The sequence below is a fragment of the Sphingomonas degradans genome (genome assembly GCF_053502645.1).
Genome location: NZ_CP177172.1, coordinates 504,927 through 521,848, shown reverse-complemented (window position 1 = coordinate 521,848; position 16,922 = coordinate 504,927). Strand labels below are relative to the sequence as shown.

The following is a 16,922-nucleotide window of genomic DNA, read 5'->3' as shown; positions in this document are numbered from 1 at the left end:
GTGTCGCATTTGCCGCCGGAGCGCGAGGAATCTGCCGGTCGCCCCTGGGGAGGGCCCCGTCGCGGGCGGCGCTGCCCCAAGGATGCGGGATTGCGATTGTAACGCCACCGCAGCCGTCATCCCGGCGAAAGCCGGGACCTCAGGCGACGGAGCCCCGCTGCGGCACGAGATCCCGGCCTGCGCCGGGACGACGATTGGGGGGATGGTGCCGCGAATGGCGCGGCCCGCCCGCGATTGCGCACGTCGTCGCCACAGCCCGTAATCCCCAACCGCCACAGCCGTCATCCCGGCGAAAGCCGGGACCTCGGGCGACGGAGCCCCGCTGCTGCACGAGATCCCGGCCTGCGCCGGGAAGACGATTGGGCGGCGTGACGCCGCGAATGGCGCGGCCTGCCCACGATTGCGCACGTCGTCGCCACAGCCCGTAATCCCCAACCGCCACAGCCGTCATCCCGGCGAAAGCCGGGACCTCAGGCGACGGAGCCGCGCTACTGCACGAGATCCCGGCCTGCGCCGGGACGACGATTGGGGGGCATGGCGCCGCGAATGGCGCGGCCCGCCCGCGATTGCACGGGTCACCGCCACGACCCGCCATCCCGGACCGCCACCACAGCCGCCATTGCTTCGCCAATGACGCGCACGAAAGGATCGTTTATCGCTGTCGCCATGACCGATCGTCTCAAGGCCCTTGGCACCCGCCCTTTCCTTGTTGCCCTGCTGGTCGGGCTCGTCGCGCAGGCGCTGTTCGCCTTTCACCTCGACCAGCCGAGCCGCATCCTGTTCGACGAGGTCCATTATGTCCCCGCCGCGCAGGCGCTGATCGACCTGGAGGGGCCGCGCAATATCGAGCATCCCTTGCTGGGCAAGGAGCTGATCGGCGCGGGCATCGTCGCGCTGGGCGACAATCCGTTCGGATGGCGGATCACGGCGACGCTGGCGGGCACGGCGAGCGTGCTGGGGGTGTTCGCGTTCCTGTGGCTGTCGCTGGGATCGATGCGCGCGGCGCTGGTCGGCGCGGCGCTGGCGATGCTCAACCAGACGCTGTTCGTCCAGGCGCGCACGGCGATGCTCGACGTCTATCTGGGCGCGTTCGTCGTCTGGGGGCTGGTGCTGATGCTGTGGGCGATGCGCGGCACGAGCGGCGGACAGGTGCTGCGCCGCTGGATCGGGGCCAGCGTGCTGCTGGGGCTGGCGGTGGCGGTCAAATGGGCGGCGGTGCCCTATGTCGCGCTGGCGGGCCTTGCCTTTATCATCATCCGGCTGCGCGATGCGCGGTTGGCAAAGAAGCCGCTGGCCACCGCCTTTTCGGGCAAGGGGCAGCGGCATTGGGCCGGGCTGGGCATCGTGCCGGGGCTGCTGATCCTGGGCGCGGTCAGCATCCCGGTCTATTTCCTCACCTTCTTCCCCGCCTTCTTCTACACGGTCGATCCGCTGACCCTGCCGCGCCTGTTCGCGCAACAGGCCGACATGTACGCGCTCCAGACGCAGAGGCTGCGCGCGCATACCTATCAGTCGGACTGGTGGAGCTGGCCGCTGATGCTGCGGCCGATCTGGTATTTCTATGAATGGGATAACGGCGCGCAGCGCGGGGTGCTGCTGATCGGCAACCCGCTGGTGATGTGGGGCGGGCTGGTCGCGGTGCTGGCCTGTTACTGGGCCTGGTTCCGCAGCCGGGCAGCGTACCCGCTGGCGGTCGCCCTGCTATGGACGGCGTCGGTCGCGATCTATGCGATTATCCCGAAATCGCTGGGATTCTATTATTATTACCACCTGTCCGGCATCTTCCTGTGCATGGTGCTGGCAGTAGCCTTCCACCATTACGACGCCGGGCGGAACAAGGGCCGCGAGGAATGGTTCGCCGCCGCCGCGCTGATCGCCTTCCTCTATTTCTACCCCATCCTGGCCGCCCAGCCGCTGCCCGACGCACAGGGATTCACGCGGTGGATGTGGTTCACGGACTGGCGGTGAGGGCAGCATAAATCCTCCCCCGGAGGGGGAGGGGGACCAGCCGCAGGCTGGTGGAGGGGTAGTCGCCACATGCTGCATGGCCCGAAAGAAACGTGGTCCCGCGACCATGCTGCGGATCGCTGCGGTGGAGGTTTTTCGAACCTTGTGAGGTGATTGGTTCATGTCAGCCGGATCGCTGGCGGAAGCTACCCCTCCACCGGTTGCGCCGGTCCCCCTCCCCCTCCGGGGGAGGATTTAGGAGACCCTAATACCGTCCCCACGTAAACCGCGAGGACAGTACGAAATTCCACACCGCCGCCACGGCGATCCCGGCCAGCGCAGACAGGCGCCAGTCGCCATGTTCGACGTTATGCAGGAACGCCGCCATGCCGACATTCGCCACCGCGCCCACCGAGCAGACCACGCAGAATATCACCCAGCCGTCGAGCAGCTGCCGCCACCCCTTCAGCCGGCGCTCGCGATAGGTGAGCGCATTGTTAAGGAAGAAGTTGAACGTCATCGCCGCCACCGTGGCGACGATCGTCGCAGTGACGAAATGCATCCCCATCAGCAAGAACAGCACGCCCAGCACGAGGAAATGCACCCCCGCCCCCATCGCGCCGATCGCCGAGAACATCGCGAAGCGCACCGGGATGATCTTGCCGAACATCCGGTCGTACAGCGCGATCAGATATTCCATCGCCACGACATGGTCGAGCTTGCTCTCCCCCTCGGTGCGCGTGCGGAAGACATAGGGCAGCTCGATGAAGTTGAGCGGCGTCGGCGCCGCCGTCAGGATGTCGAGCAGGATCTTGAACCCGATCCCCGACAGCGTCGGCACCAGCGCGCGGACGATCGGCGCGCGGATCATGAAGAATCCGCTCATCGGATCGGTCAGGTCGGCCTTGAGCACGCGGCGCGACAGCCGCGTGGCGAGCGCGGACTTGGCCACCCGGTCGCTGTCCCATTCGCCGGTGCAGCCGCCTTCGCAGAAGCGCGACCCGATCGCCACGTCGAGCGTAGCGTCGGCCTGGAGCGCGTCGAGCATCCGGGGCAGCAGCCGCTCGTCATGCTGCATGTCGCCGTCGATCACCGCGACGATCGGCGCGGCGGTGGCGCACATCCCCTCGATACAGGCCGAGGAAAGCCCGCGCCGGCCGATCCGCTGGATCACCCGCACCCGCTGGTCCAGCCGCGCCAGCTCGCGCACCGCGTCGGCGGTGCCGTCGGGGCTGTCGTCGTCGACGAAGATCGCCTCCCAGCTTCGGCCGGCAAGCGCGGCATCCAGCTTGGCGACCAGCGTCGCGACATTGGCACGCTCGTTGAACGTCGGGATGACGACGGCGAGCTCAAGCAAAGTGGACGTCACTGAAGCTCCCGCAGCACCGCGTCGCCCATTTCGACCGTGGTCAGCGTGCCGCCCAGGTCGGGGGTGCGTGCACCCTTGACCAGCGCGGCGGCCACCGCCGCCTCGATCCGCTGTGCCGATGCCTCGTCCACCAGCGAGTGGCGCAGCAGCATCGCGGCCGACAGGATCGCCGCGCACGGATTGGCCTTGCCCTGCCCGGCAATGTCGGGGGCGCTGCCATGGATGGGTTCGTACATGCCGTTGCCCCCGCTCCACGCACTGAGCGAGGCGGACGGGAGCATGCCGATCGAGCCGGCACACATGCTGGCCTGGTCGGACAGGATGTCGCCGAACAGGTTGCCGGTGACGATCACGTCGAATGCGGTGGGGCGGCGAACGAGCTGCATCGCGGCATTATCGACGTACATGTGCGTCAATTCGATGTCGGGATATTGCACGCTCATTTCATTGACGACATCGCGCCACAGCTGCGAGGTTTCGAGCACATTGGCCTTGTCGACCGAGCACAGCTTCTTCTTGCGGCGCTTCGCCATTTCGAATCCGACGCGGGCGATCCGTTCCACTTCGACTTCGTCGTAGGACATCACGTCATAGCCCTGGCGCAGCCCCTCCATCGTCGTGCGATGGCCCTTTTCGCCGAAATAGACGTCGCCGGTCAGCTCGCGCACGATGACGATGTCGAGCCCGTTCACCACCTCGGGCTTGAGCGGCGATGCGTCCTCGAGGCCGGCGAACAGCGTTGCGGGGCGGATATTGGCGAACAGCCCCAGCTCGCGGCGCAGCCCCAGCAGCGCCGCCTCGGGCCGCAGCCGCCGCTCCAGCGCCTCGAAGCGCGGATCGCCGATCGCGCCGAACAGCACCGCATCCGCGCGCTTGGCCAGCGCCAGCGTATCGTCGGGAAGCGGCTTGCCCGCCGCCAGATAGCCCGCGCCGCCGACCGGCGCCTCTTCGAACTGCAGGTCGAGGCCCAGCGCCTCGAGCACGCGGCGCGCCTGGGTGGTGACTTCGGGACCGATTCCGTCCCCGGGCAAAATGGCGATCAGCGGCATTGCGACTCCTTGGCGTTCCCCCCGCCCCGGCAAGGAGGCAGCGGAAACCGCGCTTTGCCGTCACCGCAGCGGTTACGCAACCGCTCGCTTGAGCCGGTCGACCAGCCGCGCGCGCGCCGCCAGCACATCGGCGTCGCGCCCGATCAACAGGTCGCGCGCCAGGAAATGCCCGGTCAGCCGCAGCCCGTCGAGAATATCGCCCCACGCCGCCGCCCCGCCCGCGGTCAGGAACGGCGGAAGCCGTAGCAGCCGCGCTTCATAGCCGGTCGCCGCCACCCGGCTGACCGCGCCGCCGCTCTTGGGGCTGACATAGGCCAGATCCTCGCGCGCCCCGGTCGCCGCGCATTGCTCCAGGTCGAGCCCGAAGCCCAGTTCGGCGAGCAGCAGCAATTCGTAGCGCACCAGCGCCACTGCCCATCCCCGCGCCGCCGGCGCCGCCTCGATCGCCGCCAGCACCCCGTCCAGCGCGCTGTGGAGTCGCGGATAGGGCTGGGCCTCGGGCAGCGTCGTCGCGGTCAGCGCGGTCACCCATGTCAGCGCGGCGGCGGGCAAGGGTTCGCCGAACAGCGGCGCGCGGCTGTGGAGCAGTTCCACCGTCAGCCCGGCCAGCTGCTCCTGTGTCCGCGCGCGCCATTCGCCGAGCACCAGGTTCGCCGGCTGGAGCACCGGCCGCAACGCGCGCGAACGCCCGCCGCGCACATAGCCCGGCTGCACCCCGTCCCGCGCCGTCAGCGCGCGCACCACCGCGCCATGCTCGCCGTGCAGGCGCACGCTCAGGACAATGGCTTCGGCGCGCAGGTGCATGGTGCGACCCTTAGGCGAAACGCACCTGCGCGGCGAGAGGCCCGCTCGCCGGGCGACTGGCGCACACCGGCAGCGCGACCAACCTGCATTCCGTCATCCCGGCGCAGGCCGGGATCCATTGACCGCCCGGTTCGGCAGGAAGCGCAGGCGGAGCACCGAATGGATCCTGACCTTCGTCAGGATGACGATGCGTGTTCTCAACGGCAATTGCCCCCCCTTGCCGGGACGGGCCGATCCGGTATTCCTGAACAGATACTTGGGGGGAATATCGAAATGTTGGTGCGTGGGTCCGCAGCGGTCGTGATGCTGTGCGTGAGTGGTGCGGCGTGGGCGGGCGACAAGCCGTTGTATCAGGCGGCGCCGGCATGGGTGGTCCCCGCGCCCGCCATAGACATCGCCAAGCTGACCGACAGCGATCCGATGATCGTCATCCTCGACCAGCAGCAGCGCGTCGCCGACGGACAGGAATGGATATATCGCGACCAGGCGATGCGCGTGGTCTCCACCCAGGTGATGAGCCAGATCGGCCAGCTCGCGCTGCCATGGCAGCCGGACCAGGGCGACCTGATCGTCCACAGCGCCGAAATCCTGCGCGGGGCCGAGCGGATCGATTTGCTCGCCACCGGCCAGCGTTTCCAGATCCTCCAGCGCGAACAGCAGCTGGAGCAGCGCCAGCTCGACGGCACGCTCACCGCGACGCTGGCGATCGAGGGGCTGCGCGTCGGCGACGTGGTGCGGCTGCGCTTTTCGGTGACCACGCGCGACAAGGCGCTGCAAGGCAATGTCCAGGCGGGCCTGCAGCTGCTCGGCGATCCGGCCCGCGCCCGTTTCGCCCGCGCCCGGCTGTCCTGGCCCAGCGGCAGCCCGTTCAAATGGCGCACCTATGTCGACGGCCTGTCGCCGGCGGTGGTGACGAAGGACGGGTTCGATTCGATCGAAATCCCCCTGCCGCTCGCCAAATTTCCCGAGCTTCCCGGCGACGCGCCCGCACGGTTCCAGCCGCTGCCGCTGCTCGAAGGGAGCAGCTTCGCCGATTGGGCGGCGGTGTCGCGCACCTTCGCGCCGCTGTACAAGACCGAGGGGCTGATCGCCCCCGGCAGCCCGCTCGCCGCCGAAGTCGCCAAGATCGCCGCCAAGTCCACCGATCCGCGCACGCGCACCGCGCTGGCGCTGCGGCTGGTGCAGGACGAGGTCCGCTATCTGTTCAAGGCGATGAACAACGGCAATTACGTGCCACAGGCGCCGGCGGAAACCTGGTCGCTGCGCTATGGCGACTGCAAGGCCAAGACGCTGTTGCTGCTGGCGATGCTGCGCGCGCTGGGGGTCGAGGCGGAAGCGGTGCTGGCCAGCAGCCAGATGGCCGAGCAACTGCCCCGCCGCCTGCCCTCGCCCGGCGCGTTCGACCATGTGATCGTCCGCGCGACGATCGACGGCACCTCGCTGTGGCTCGACGGGACGGACAACGGCGCGCGGCTGGCCGACCTCGACGATACCCCGCCGTTCCGCACCGTGCTGCCGCTGCGCACCGATGGCGCCGCGCTGATGCCGCTGCCGCTGCGGCCATCGGCCCGGCCCTTTGGCGACATTGCGCTCGAAATGGACCAGAGCGCCGGAATCGGCCTGCCCGTGCCCTATCGCTACACCCTCACGACGCGCGGCCAGATGGCCGAAATGCTCAACGCGGCGTCGGGCCAGGCGAACAAGGAACAGCTTTCGGGCATGGTCCAGGGGATGGTCACCGAGTTCGTCGGCGATTCGATGGTCGCCGATCGCAGCATCCGCTACGACGCAGTGACGGGAACCGCCACGGTCACGGCGACCGGCATCCTCGGCAGCCCGTGGGGCCGAGTCGAGGGGCGGTTCCGCTATTCCCCCGACAAGACCGTGTCGCAGCTGGGCTTCGCCCCCGATCGCGCCCGCCCGGCGTGGAAGGACATTCCCGTCGCAGTGACCCAGCCGCTATCGACTCGGCTGAGCGTGCGGATGCACCTGCCGCAAAAGGGCGCGGGCTTCACGCTGGAGGGCGATCAGGTCCTCCCCGCGACGCTGGCGGGCGTGCCCGTGACGCGCAAGACGGTGCTGGCCGATGGCTGGGCGAGCGTGGAGGACGTCACGCAAGGCGTGCTGGGCGAAATCGCCCCCGCCGATATCGCGGCGGCGCGCGCGCAGGTGGCGCTGGCGCAGACGCGGCTGCTCGAGATCGTCGCGCCCGAAGATTATCCCGCGCGCTGGCAACTGGTCGCCGAAGCGCGCCGGACCAAGGGGTTCGCGCCGATCCTGGCAGTCTATGCCCAGGCGGTGGCCGACGATCCCAAGGCCGCACTCCCCTATCTCAACCGCGCGGCGTTCCTGGCCGGGGTCTGGGACTGGAAGGCGGCGCTGCCCGATTACGACAAGGCGATCGGAATCGAGCCGAGCGTTGACCTGTACCTCGCCCGGTCCTGGGCGCACCGCGCGCTGGGGCAGGATGCGCTGGCGCTTGCCGATGCGCAGCGCGCGCTGGAGCTGGAGCCAAGCTCGTCCTCGGCGATCGGCACGGTCGCACAGCTGCGTTTCCGCAAGGGCGAGCGCGACGCGGCGCTGGCGATGCTGGCGGAACGCATCGCGGCAGGGGGCAAGGAAAAGCAGGGATATGTCTCGGCGCACGCCACCCTGCTGGGCGAGGCCGGGCGCACCGATGAAGCGGTCGCGGCGATGGATGCGATCGTGAAGGCCAATCCGGGCAATGCGTCGCTGCTCAACGACCGCTGCTGGCTGAAGGGCACGCTGGGCGTCCAGCTCGACACTGCGCTCAAGGACTGCACCCGCGCCATCGAAATGGCCGAGCAGCCCGCGTCGATCTATGACAGCCGCGCGCTGGTCTATTACCGGCTGGGGCGGATGGAAGAGGCCGTCGCCGACCTCGACGCCGCGCTGCTGATCGCGCCCAGCCAGACCGCCAGCCTGTACCTCCGCGGCGTGGTGGGCAAGCGCACCGGCGCCAAGACCGCCGACGCCGACCTGGCCGCCGCCCGCCTGATGAACCCGCGCGTGGACGAGGATTACGCGCGGTACGGGGTGAAGCCCTGACGGGAGCGGGTTGGGCACTACAAGGGGCGCAACCGCTGTCGTCGTCATCCCAGCGAAAGCTGGGATCCATTCACCGCCCGGTTCGGCAAGAAGCGCAAACGGAGCGGCGAATGGATCCTGACTTTCGTCAGGATGACGAAGAGGGCGGAAGCATCCCAATCCCTCCAAACCGGATTTGGAGTTTCTTCACGCGCGTGGCTTAAGGGCGCCGACCATGGCGACGCGCGTTTTCCTTACGATCGACACCGAGCTGATGTGGCGGCACCATGTCGCCGGGCTCGACATCGACACGATCGTCCAGCGTTCGCTGGAGCCGGCGGGCGTCGGCGTGGGCTGGCAACTGGCGCAGCTGGCTGCGCATGGGCTGAAGGCGACGTTCTTCGTCGATCCGATGCCCGCGCTCGTCTATGGGCTCGAACCGATCAAGCGGATCACCGGCGCGATTCTCGACGCCGGGCAGGAAGTGCAGCTGCACCTGCATCCGAACTGGACAGGCGCCCATGCGGGCGATCGCGGCGCGAGCTATGGCCCGTTCGAGCTGATCGACTACAGCCTCGCCGAGCAGACGCGGCTGATCGCGGGCGCAGCGGAGATGCTGGTCGCGGCGGGGGCGCCCGATCCGGTGGCGTTCCGTTCGGGCAGCTATTCCGCCAGCGACGATACGCTCACCGCGCTGGCGACTTTGGGCTTCACGTATGATTCGAGCCACAACGGCTCCGAACATCCCTGGCCCAGCGCGATCGGGCTGGATGCGCGCCAGATCGCGCCGGTGCGCCATCGCGGCGTGATCGAAGTGCCGGTTACGCTGATCGAGGATCGCAAGGGGCATCTGCGCCATTTCCAGATCTGTGCGCTCTCGACCGGCGAGATGCGCGCCGCGCTCGACCATGCGGTGCGCCGCAACCATGCGGCAGTGACGATCGTCAGCCACGGTTTCGAGCTGGCCAATCGCGCGGGCACGCGGCGCAATGCCGTGCATGTCCGCCGGTTCGAGGCGCTGTGCCGGATGCTGGCGGCGCGACGCGGCGGGCTGGTGACCGCGCATTTTGCCGACCGCCCCACCTTGCCGCTCGACCGCGCCGACGCGCCGCTCGGCCCCAGCCTGTGGCGCACGCGCTGGCGCCAGGGGGAACAGCTCTGGTCCAACCTGGTCGAGGAGCGCGCGGCATGACCGGGACCAGCGAGCCCCGCCTCGACCTCGCCCGGCCGATGCCGCTCAAGTTCCAGATCGGCGCACGCACACTGATGGCGATCCAGCGCTCGCTGCTGCGCGTGCCGCTGAGCCTCAAGGATGCGCGCTCGGGCGCGGTGCCCGTGCTGCCCCCGCTCCCGCGCGCCGCGCATGGCTATGCGATCACGTCGCTGCCCGAGGCGCTGCTGGACGGCGTGGTCGCCGCATCGGACGCGATGCTGCCCTTCATCCGCCAGCGCTACACCCGCTATTATCTGGATTTCACGGGCAGTTTCGACGGCTGGTTCGCCGGACTGTCCTCGAATGCGCGCCAGAACCTGCGGCGCAAGGCGAAGAAGATCACGCAGGAATCGGGCGGCACGCTCGACGTGCGCCGCTTCGCCGCGCCTGCGGAGCTGGAGGCGTTCCACGACGTCGCCCGGCGGATTTCGCTGCGCACCTATCAGGAGCGGCTGCTCGGATCGGGGCTGCCCGACACCCCCGCATTCCTGCGCGAGACGGCGGCGCTGGCAGCGGCGGGGCAGGTGCGCGCATGGCTGCTGTACATTGCGGGCGAGCCGGCGGCCTATCTCTATTGCCCGGTGGTCGAGGGCACCGTGATTTATGCCCATGTCGGGCATGATCCGGCGTTCAACGACCTGTCGCCGGGCGCCGTGCTCCAGATGGAGGCGATGCAGGACCTGTTCGACGCGGGGACGTTCCAGACGTTCGACTTCACCGAGGGCGAGGGCCAGCACAAGCGCCAGTTCGCCACCGGCGGCGTCGCGTGCGTCGACCTGCTGCTGCTGCGCCCCAGCCTGGCCAATCGCGTGACGATGGCCGCGCTGGGCGGGTTCGACCGCACGGTCGCCGCCGCCAAGCGCGCGGTGCACGGCGCGGGGCTGGAGCGGCTGGCGAAGCGGGTGCGCCGGGGCGGCTAGAGCGCATCGCGCCGACAAACAGCCGTTCGTGCTGAGCGTGTCGAAGCACCGCGAGACCCGGGCCCTTCGACAAGCTCAGGGCGAACGGAGAGGTGGAGTCAGCGTGCCCGGCCCTTCCCTCAGGGCTTGATCCCGAACCGCGCATAGTCCGCATCGACCTGCGGCTGGAGCAGCCGTGCCTCCGCCAGCGCGGCATCGCCCGCCGCCGCATTGCCCATCCGCCGCTGCACCACCCCGTTCAGGAACAAGGTGCCCGCCGCACCGGGCCGCAGTTCCAGCGCGGCCTTCAGGTCGGTGGCGGCCTCGGCCAGCTTGTTCATGCGGAAATAGACCATGGCGCGGCTGTCCAGCGCCGCCGCGACGCCGCTGCCGCCCATTTCCACGGCGCGGGTGCAATCCTTGAGCGCGCTGTCCAGTTCGACGTTGAGCGTGCCCTTGATCCAGCAGCGCCCGTTGAGGAAGTTCGCATTGCCGGGCCGCTTTTCCACGGCGCTGTCGCTCGCCGCGATTGCCCCGGCGGCATCGCCCGCCGCCGCCAGCACCGCGCCACGCATCGCCAGCAATCCAGGCGCGTCCTCGCCGTCGCCGGTCGCGTCGATCCGGGCATCGACCAGCGCCAGCGCCGCATCCTTGTCGCCATTCTCCGCCTTCATGACCGCCAGCCGACGCAGCACATTGGTGTCGGCGGGGTCCAGTTCGTGCGCAGCGACCAGATCGGCCTCGGCCGCCTGCCGACGCCCCAGCGCGACCAGCACATTCGCCCGGCGCAGATAAGTCGCGTCATCGGCCTGGAGCGCGATCGCCTTGTCCAGATCGGCCAGCGCCTTTTCGCGCTCGAAAATCCCCTCCAGGAATCGCGCGCGGTCGATCAGCCGCGACGCTTCCTCGGGCTTGTCGGCGATATAGCTGGCATAATCCGCCAGCTGCCGGTCGTAGCGCCCGGCGCGCTTGGCCGCCGCCACGGCGTTCCACGGCCCCGGCCGACCCGGCACGGTGGCGGCACGCAGCAACCGGTTCTTCGCCTCGGCCAGCTTCGCGCGGGCCGCCGGGATTTCGGCGGGCGCGACTTCGCCGCCGGTCTGGGTGTTGCGCATCTCGACGGTGAGCACCTCGCCCGCCAGCGTCGCGGTGCGGCTGACATGGCGGCCGCCGGGCAAATCGATCTCGGTCACCGGCGCACCGTCCAGCACGATGCCCTTGCCGCCATCGGGCAACAGGATGCGCGTCGTCTGGCGCGTGTTCGCCGGATCGCCGAAGGCCACCGGAATGTCCTTCCAGATCGCGCGGGTCCGATCGGGCAGCGTCGCCACTCCGATCGGCGCCACGCCATAGCGATAGCGCGCATCGTCATAATTCCAGCGCGGCGTCATCGATCCGCGCAGCACGATGGTCGCGCTGCTGGCAGCGTCGTCGAACGTGACCTTGTGCGATGCCAGAATCATGTCGGCGCCACTCGGGGCCGAGCCCTGGAGCATCCGCCGCTGCTCGTCCTTGCCCATTTGCGCCATGGCGGTCTTCAGCATGCTGGCATTGCGGCCCCGGATCGTGACCGTCGCCTCGAACGGCGCGGGCAGGTCCAGCCCGCCGCGCATGTCGAGTTCGACGGTCCCCAGCATCGTCGGCCGCCCCGGCACGCGGCGCGGCGCCTGCACCAGCGTCGCGCCCTCCGCCCGCACTGGTAACGCCCAGCCGGTGATGAGAACATCGTCGATGTCCTCCAGCTGCGCATCGGTGGCAGTGCCGTCCAGCCACAGCGTCCGTCCGCCGGCCTTGGCGATCACGAAGATATGGTTGAACGCCGCAATCGACGGCAGCCGCGCCGTCACCAGATCGCCATTGCCCAGATTGGCGAGCGCGCCCTCGGCCTCGATCCCCAGGTCATGCAGGATCGCCAGCAGCAACAGCGTCTTGGCCTTGCAGTCGCCATAGCGCGTGGCCCAGGTCTGCGCGGGCGTCTGCGGCACCAGATTGCCGTTATCCATCCCCTTCGCCAGATAGCGGACCTGCCCCTGCACCAGCTTGAGCGCCAATGCGGTGCGGCGCACCGGATCGCTCTCGGCCTTGGCGATCGTGGCCACTTCGGCGGCAAGCGGGCTGCCCGGCGCGATCAGCCCCTCGGTCCTGTACAGCGGCGCCATCACCTTCGACACTGCCGCCCAATCGGCAAAGGTCGTCGCTTCGACGATCGGCGGGCGTACGAACCGCCCCGGCGCCATCGCCGGCGCCTCGGGCTGGCGCGCCAGGGGCAGCGTGAACTCCAGCACATGCCACCCCGCCGCATCGCTCTCACGCGGGGTGGCGCCCACGGGGTGCACTTTCCACTGCACCGGCGTGCCCTGCGGCCACATCACCCGCGTGCGACCGAAACCGAGCTTGATCGGCTGCGACAGGATCGGGCCGATCGCGACGGCATTGCCCGCCAGTGCCGGGTCCTTGCGTGTCACCGTATAGCGCACGTCGAGCACGTCGCCGACCTGGAGCCCCTCCACTGCCAGCGTCGCGGTCAGCGTGCCGTCCAGCATCTGTGCCTCCAGCCCCTTTTCGCGGCGGATCACGGTGAATTGCGGCCCCGCCTTGAGCGCGTCGATCCGCTGCCCCCCGCGCACGATGTCGACCGCGTGGACGATCAGGTCGCCATGCTGGGGCTGCCATTCGATACTGACCGTGCCCGCCTGGGTAAGCTGCGAAACTGACAGGATGCGCGTCGCGCGCTCGCTATAGGCCCAAAGCGTGCCGTCGGCGTCGATCCGCTGCTGGTTGTCGAACGTCACCAGGCTCGCGGCATCGCCATCGGATGCGGCGGCGGGCGCGGGGGCCGCCAGCACCCAGGCGGGCGCAGGCTGGTACAGGGGCTTGTCCCCGGCATGCGCGTTCGTCGCCGCCAGCAAGGCGACCGTCACAACACCGTAACGCAACATTCGGCAACTCCCCGCAACTACGCGACAATCCTCGCCAGTTCCGCGAGGACTGGCAAGGGCCGTGTCACTGGGCGTGGAAATAATCGTAAAGTTGCTGCGCGACTGCCGCCGATACGCCGGGCGCGCGCTTCAGGTCTTCCAGGCTGGCCCCCTTCACTGCCCTCGCCGTCCCGAAATGCATCAACAGCGCCTTTTTGCGCGCGGGGCCGATTCCCGGCACATCGTCCAGCGGGCTCGCCACGCTCGCCTTGGCCCGCTTTGCCCGGTGGACGCCGATCGCATAGCGATGCACTTCGTCGCGCAGCCGCTGGATGTAGAACAGCAACGGCGCATTGACGGGCAACATCCGCTCGCTGCCGTCCAGCATGTGGAACACTTCGCGCCCGTCGCGGCCATGGTGCGGCCCCTTGGCGACGCCGACCATGCACACATCCTCGATGCCCAGATCCTCCAGCACCGCCCGCGCGGCGTTCAGCTGGCCACGCCCGCCGTCGATCAGCACCAGATCGGGCCAGTCGCCCTGCGTCCGATCGGGGTCCTCCGCCTGCGCGCGGGCGAAGCGGCGCGTGAACACTTCGCGCATCATCCCGAAATCGTCGCCGGGGACCGTGCGCTCGTCCTTGATGTTGAACTTGCGATACTGGCCCTTGCGGAACCCCTCCGGCCCCGCGACCACCATCGCGCCGGTCGCGGCGGTGCCCTGGATATGGCTGTTGTCATACACTTCGATCCGGTCGGGCGGCTCGGGCAGGTCGAAGAAATCGGCCAGTTCGGCCAGCAGCTTCGCCTGCGTCGTGCTCTCCGCCATGCGCCGGTCCAGCGCCTCCACGGCATTGCGCTGCGCCTGTTCCATCAGCCGCCGGCGCGCGCCGCGCTGGGGCACGCTCAGCGCCACCTTGTGCCCCGCGCGCTCGGCCATCGCCTCGGCCAGCAGCGCCGCCTCGTCCAGTTCGCGATCGACGAACACGTTGCGCGGCGGCGGCACCTCCTCATAGAATTGCATCAGGAACGCGCTCAGCACTTCGTCCTCGGGCACGTCGCTGGTGTGCGCGGGAAAGAAGCTGCGATGGCCCCAGTTCTGGCCGCCGCGAATGAAGAACGCCTGGATGCCCATCACGCCGTTCTTGTGCGCCATCGCAAAGATGTCGGCGTCGCCCACCCCTTCCGCATTGATCGCCTGACTGCCCTGGATGAAGGTCAGCGCCTTCAGCCGGTCGCGCAGCACCGCCGCCTGCTCGAAGTCGAGATTCTCCGCCGCCGCCTGCATCGCCTCGCCCAGCTTGGCCTGCACCTTGGTCGACTTGCCGGTCAGGAAGTCGCGCGCGTCCTGCATCAGTTCGGCATAGCCCGCCTCGTCGATCCGCCCGACGCACGGCGCGGAACAGCGGCGGATCTGGTAGAGCAGGCACGGCCGGTCGCGCGTGGCGAAGAAACTGTCGGTGCAACTGCGCAGCAGGAACAGCTTCTGCAGCGCGTTCAGCGTCTTGCGCACCTGCCCCGCGCCCGCAAACGGCCCGAAATAGTCGCCCTTGAACCGCCGCGCCCCGCGATGGAGCTGGACGCGCGGAAAATCATGGTCGCGCCGCAACAGGATGTAGGGAAAGCTTTTGTCGTCGCGCAGCAGCACATTGTAGGGCGGGCGAAACCGCTTGATGAGCTGCGCCTCGAGCAGCAGCGCCTCCGCCTCGTTGTTGGTGGTAACGATCGTCATCGACCGGGTCTGCGCCACCATCCGCTGGAGCCGCTTGGTCAGGCGGCTGACCTGGGTATAGTTGGTCACGCGGTTCTTCAGCGCGCGCGCCTTGCCGACATACAGCACGTCGCCGCGCGCATCCTGCATCCGGTACACGCCGGGCCGCGTCGGCAGCGTCGCGACGACGTTGCGGATCGCGGCGACGCCCGCGTCGATATCGGGCACCCCCTCGCCGCGCACGGCATAGGTGGCCTTGTCCTCGTTGAAGCGATTGGGGGAATTGGGATCGGTCATGGTTCGCCGGGGGATTTAGGCGCGGCAGCCCCGCCCGGCAACGTGTACCCGCCGATCACTGCGCGGCGGCGGCGTTTTCCATGCGCTGGGCCTCGGCTTCGATCTGGCGCATCGTCTCCTGCACCCGCGCGCCGACATCGTCGCGGCGGCGCTGTTCCTCGGCGGCGTGGCGCCACGCATAGACCGCCAGCGCCGCCGCCAGCGCCAGCGTGACCAGGCCGGCGATCCGCAGCCAGCGATACGAGGGTTCAGGTGCCATGCGGGGGGGGTGTAGGGCGACGGGGCGCGAAACTGAAGGGGGTTGCGCAAGGTAGCGTTGGCCATGTTCGCTCCCCTCCCGCTTGCGGGAGGGGCCGGGGGAGGGCCTGAAGTGGAAGAAGCGCCGCGCAAGCGCGGCCCCTCCCCCTGCCCCTCCCGCAAGCGGGAGGGGAGCAAAAACACAAAAAACCGCCCCCGGTTGGTACCGGAAGGCGGCTTGCTGTGCGTGCCCGGTCGCCCGGTGCGCGAAAAGTCAGTTCAGGCGGCCGAGCCCTGCGATCGTCTTGTCGACCAGTGCCTTGTCCGCACCCGCGTCGTGCTTGGCGGCGATGATCGTCGCGGCGGCGCGGGTCGCGGCGTCGGCCATCTTGACGCGGATTTCCTGGATCGCGGCGCGTTCGGCGCTGGCGATCTTGTCTTCGGCCATCTTCGCGCGGCGTACGGTCAGTTCCTGCGCATCGGCCTCGGCCTTGGCCAGCACGGCGCGCGCCTCTTCGTCGGCATGCGCCAGCATGGCCTCGGCCTCGCCCGCCACGCCGGCGATCTTGCGCGCATATTCGTCGCGCAGCGCTTCGGCCTCGGCGCGCAGCTGCTTGGCTTCGTCTAGGCGGCTGCGGATCGCCGCGATCTGGTTGTCCAGCCCGCGGGTGATGATCCCCGGCACCTTCTTCCAGATCAGCAGCGCAAGGAACGCCGCCATCGCGATCGAGACCCAGACAGTGGCGTCGAGCCCGAACACCGAAGGATCGGCGGCATGTTCGCCCGGCGTCGCCGCGCCTTCGTGCGTCGACAGCGCGTGCGTGCCGGTGTCGGGCAGCGGCATGCCCTTGCCCTTGGCGGCCTGATCTAGCCGGTGGTCAGCGGCTTCAGCCGAAAGAACGGTGGAATTATCAGCCATGGAGCGCGGCCTTCACTGCGGTCTGTGCCTCGGCTGCCGTGACTTCGGCACCCGACAGGCGGGCGACGATCTCGCGCGCGGCATCGGCTGCGGCGGCTTCGATCTCGGCGGTGGCGGCGGCGGTGGCCGTCGCGATGCGGACTTCGGCCTCGGCGATGCGCGCCTCGGTCTCGGTACGCGCCGCAGCTGCGGTGGCGGCAGCCGCCTCCGCGCCCCTGGCACGGGCTTCGGCGATGCGCGCCTGCACGGCTTCTCGCGCGGCGTTTTCCTGCGTGCGCCAGCGCGCCTCGGTTTCGTCCGCAACGGTGCGCGCGGCCTCCGCGGCGGCCAGGTCGCCCGAAATGGTGTTGTCGCGTTCGTCGACGGTCGACAGCACCTTGGGCAGGATGCCCAGGCCGACGACGAGGAAGACGAGGCCGAACGTCACCAGCACCCAGAAGATCTGGGACGCATAGGTAGCGGCGATCTGTTCAATCTGAGGCATTGCTATCCTTGCCCGATACGGGCCGGC

The 16,922-nt window shown here is 69.1% G+C and carries 12 protein-coding genes; 4 read left to right on the top strand and 8 right to left on the bottom strand.

Features of this window, described 5'->3' with window-relative positions:
* Positions 1 to 666: 666 nt before the first annotated feature.
* Positions 667 to 1,968 carry a phospholipid carrier-dependent glycosyltransferase gene (locus ACG3SL_RS02435; protein WP_448663550.1) on the top strand — a complete coding sequence of 434 codons (1,302 nt, stop codon included), beginning with the start codon at positions 667 to 669 and terminating at the stop codon, positions 1,966 to 1,968.
* A gap of 244 nt (positions 1,969 to 2,212) precedes the next feature.
* Here ACG3SL_RS02435 and ACG3SL_RS02430 read toward each other — a convergent pair whose 3' ends face one another.
* From ACG3SL_RS02430 to recO, 3 genes are all read right to left on the bottom strand, one after another.
* Positions 2,213 to 3,316 (bottom strand): glycosyltransferase family 2 protein, encoded by a 1,104-nt coding sequence (locus tag ACG3SL_RS02430; RefSeq protein WP_448663549.1) that lies wholly within the window; start codon positions 3,314 to 3,316, stop codon positions 2,213 to 2,215.
* Positions 3,313 to 4,365 (bottom strand): 3-isopropylmalate dehydrogenase, encoded by a 1,053-nt coding sequence (gene leuB, locus ACG3SL_RS02425; RefSeq protein WP_448663548.1) that lies wholly within the window; start codon positions 4,363 to 4,365, stop codon positions 3,313 to 3,315. Before leuB ends, ACG3SL_RS02430 begins: the two co-directional genes overlap by 4 nt.
* A 72-nt stretch (positions 4,366 to 4,437) precedes the next feature.
* Positions 4,438 to 5,169, bottom strand: coding sequence for a DNA repair protein RecO (gene recO / locus ACG3SL_RS02420; RefSeq protein ID WP_448663547.1), 732 nt, complete (start codon positions 5,167 to 5,169; stop codon positions 4,438 to 4,440).
* Positions 5,170 to 5,442: 273 nt separating this feature from the next.
* Here recO and ACG3SL_RS02415 point away from each other — a divergent pair, with 273 nt between their 5' ends.
* The 3 genes from ACG3SL_RS02415 (at position 5,443) to ACG3SL_RS02405 (ending at position 10,350) form a co-directional block, all read left to right on the top strand.
* Positions 5,443 to 8,238, top strand: coding sequence for a DUF3857 domain-containing protein (locus ACG3SL_RS02415; RefSeq protein ID WP_448663546.1), 2,796 nt, complete (start codon positions 5,443 to 5,445; stop codon positions 8,236 to 8,238).
* 214 nt (positions 8,239 to 8,452) lie between these two features.
* Positions 8,453 to 9,409 (top strand): polysaccharide deacetylase, encoded by a 957-nt coding sequence (locus tag ACG3SL_RS02410; RefSeq protein ID WP_448663545.1) that lies wholly within the window; start codon positions 8,453 to 8,455, stop codon positions 9,407 to 9,409.
* Positions 9,406 to 10,350 carry a GNAT family N-acetyltransferase gene (locus tag ACG3SL_RS02405; RefSeq protein WP_448663544.1) on the top strand — a complete coding sequence of 315 codons (945 nt, stop codon included), beginning with the start codon at positions 9,406 to 9,408 and terminating at the stop codon, positions 10,348 to 10,350. The genes ACG3SL_RS02410 and ACG3SL_RS02405 overlap by 4 nt, the downstream gene beginning before the upstream one ends.
* Before the next feature lie 119 nt (positions 10,351 to 10,469).
* Here the strand turns inward: ACG3SL_RS02405 and ACG3SL_RS02400 are convergent, their stop codons facing one another.
* The 5 genes from ACG3SL_RS02400 to ACG3SL_RS02380 form a co-directional block, all read right to left on the bottom strand.
* Entirely contained in the window at positions 10,470 to 13,268 is a 2,799-nt protein-coding gene (locus ACG3SL_RS02400; RefSeq protein WP_448663543.1) for a DUF3857 domain-containing protein, read from the bottom strand.
* Positions 13,269 to 13,332: 64 nt separating this feature from the next.
* Positions 13,333 to 15,255 carry an excinuclease ABC subunit UvrC gene (gene uvrC, locus ACG3SL_RS02395; RefSeq protein WP_448663542.1) on the bottom strand — a complete coding sequence of 641 codons (1,923 nt, stop codon included), beginning with the start codon at positions 15,253 to 15,255 and terminating at the stop codon, positions 13,333 to 13,335.
* A 55-nt stretch (positions 15,256 to 15,310) separates the two neighbouring features.
* Complete coding sequence (locus tag ACG3SL_RS02390; protein ID WP_448663541.1) at positions 15,311 to 15,514, bottom strand: hypothetical protein; 204 nt, start codon at positions 15,512 to 15,514, stop codon at positions 15,311 to 15,313.
* Positions 15,515 to 15,766: 252 nt separating this feature from the next.
* Complete coding sequence (locus tag ACG3SL_RS02385) at positions 15,767 to 16,411, bottom strand: F0F1 ATP synthase subunit B family protein (protein ID WP_448663540.1); 645 nt, start codon at positions 16,409 to 16,411, stop codon at positions 15,767 to 15,769.
* Complete coding sequence (locus ACG3SL_RS02380; RefSeq protein ID WP_448663539.1) at positions 16,404 to 16,895, bottom strand: F0F1 ATP synthase subunit B family protein; 492 nt, start codon at positions 16,893 to 16,895, stop codon at positions 16,404 to 16,406. Before ACG3SL_RS02380 ends, ACG3SL_RS02385 begins: the two co-directional genes overlap by 8 nt.
* Between the last annotated feature and the right edge of the window lie 27 nt (positions 16,896 to 16,922).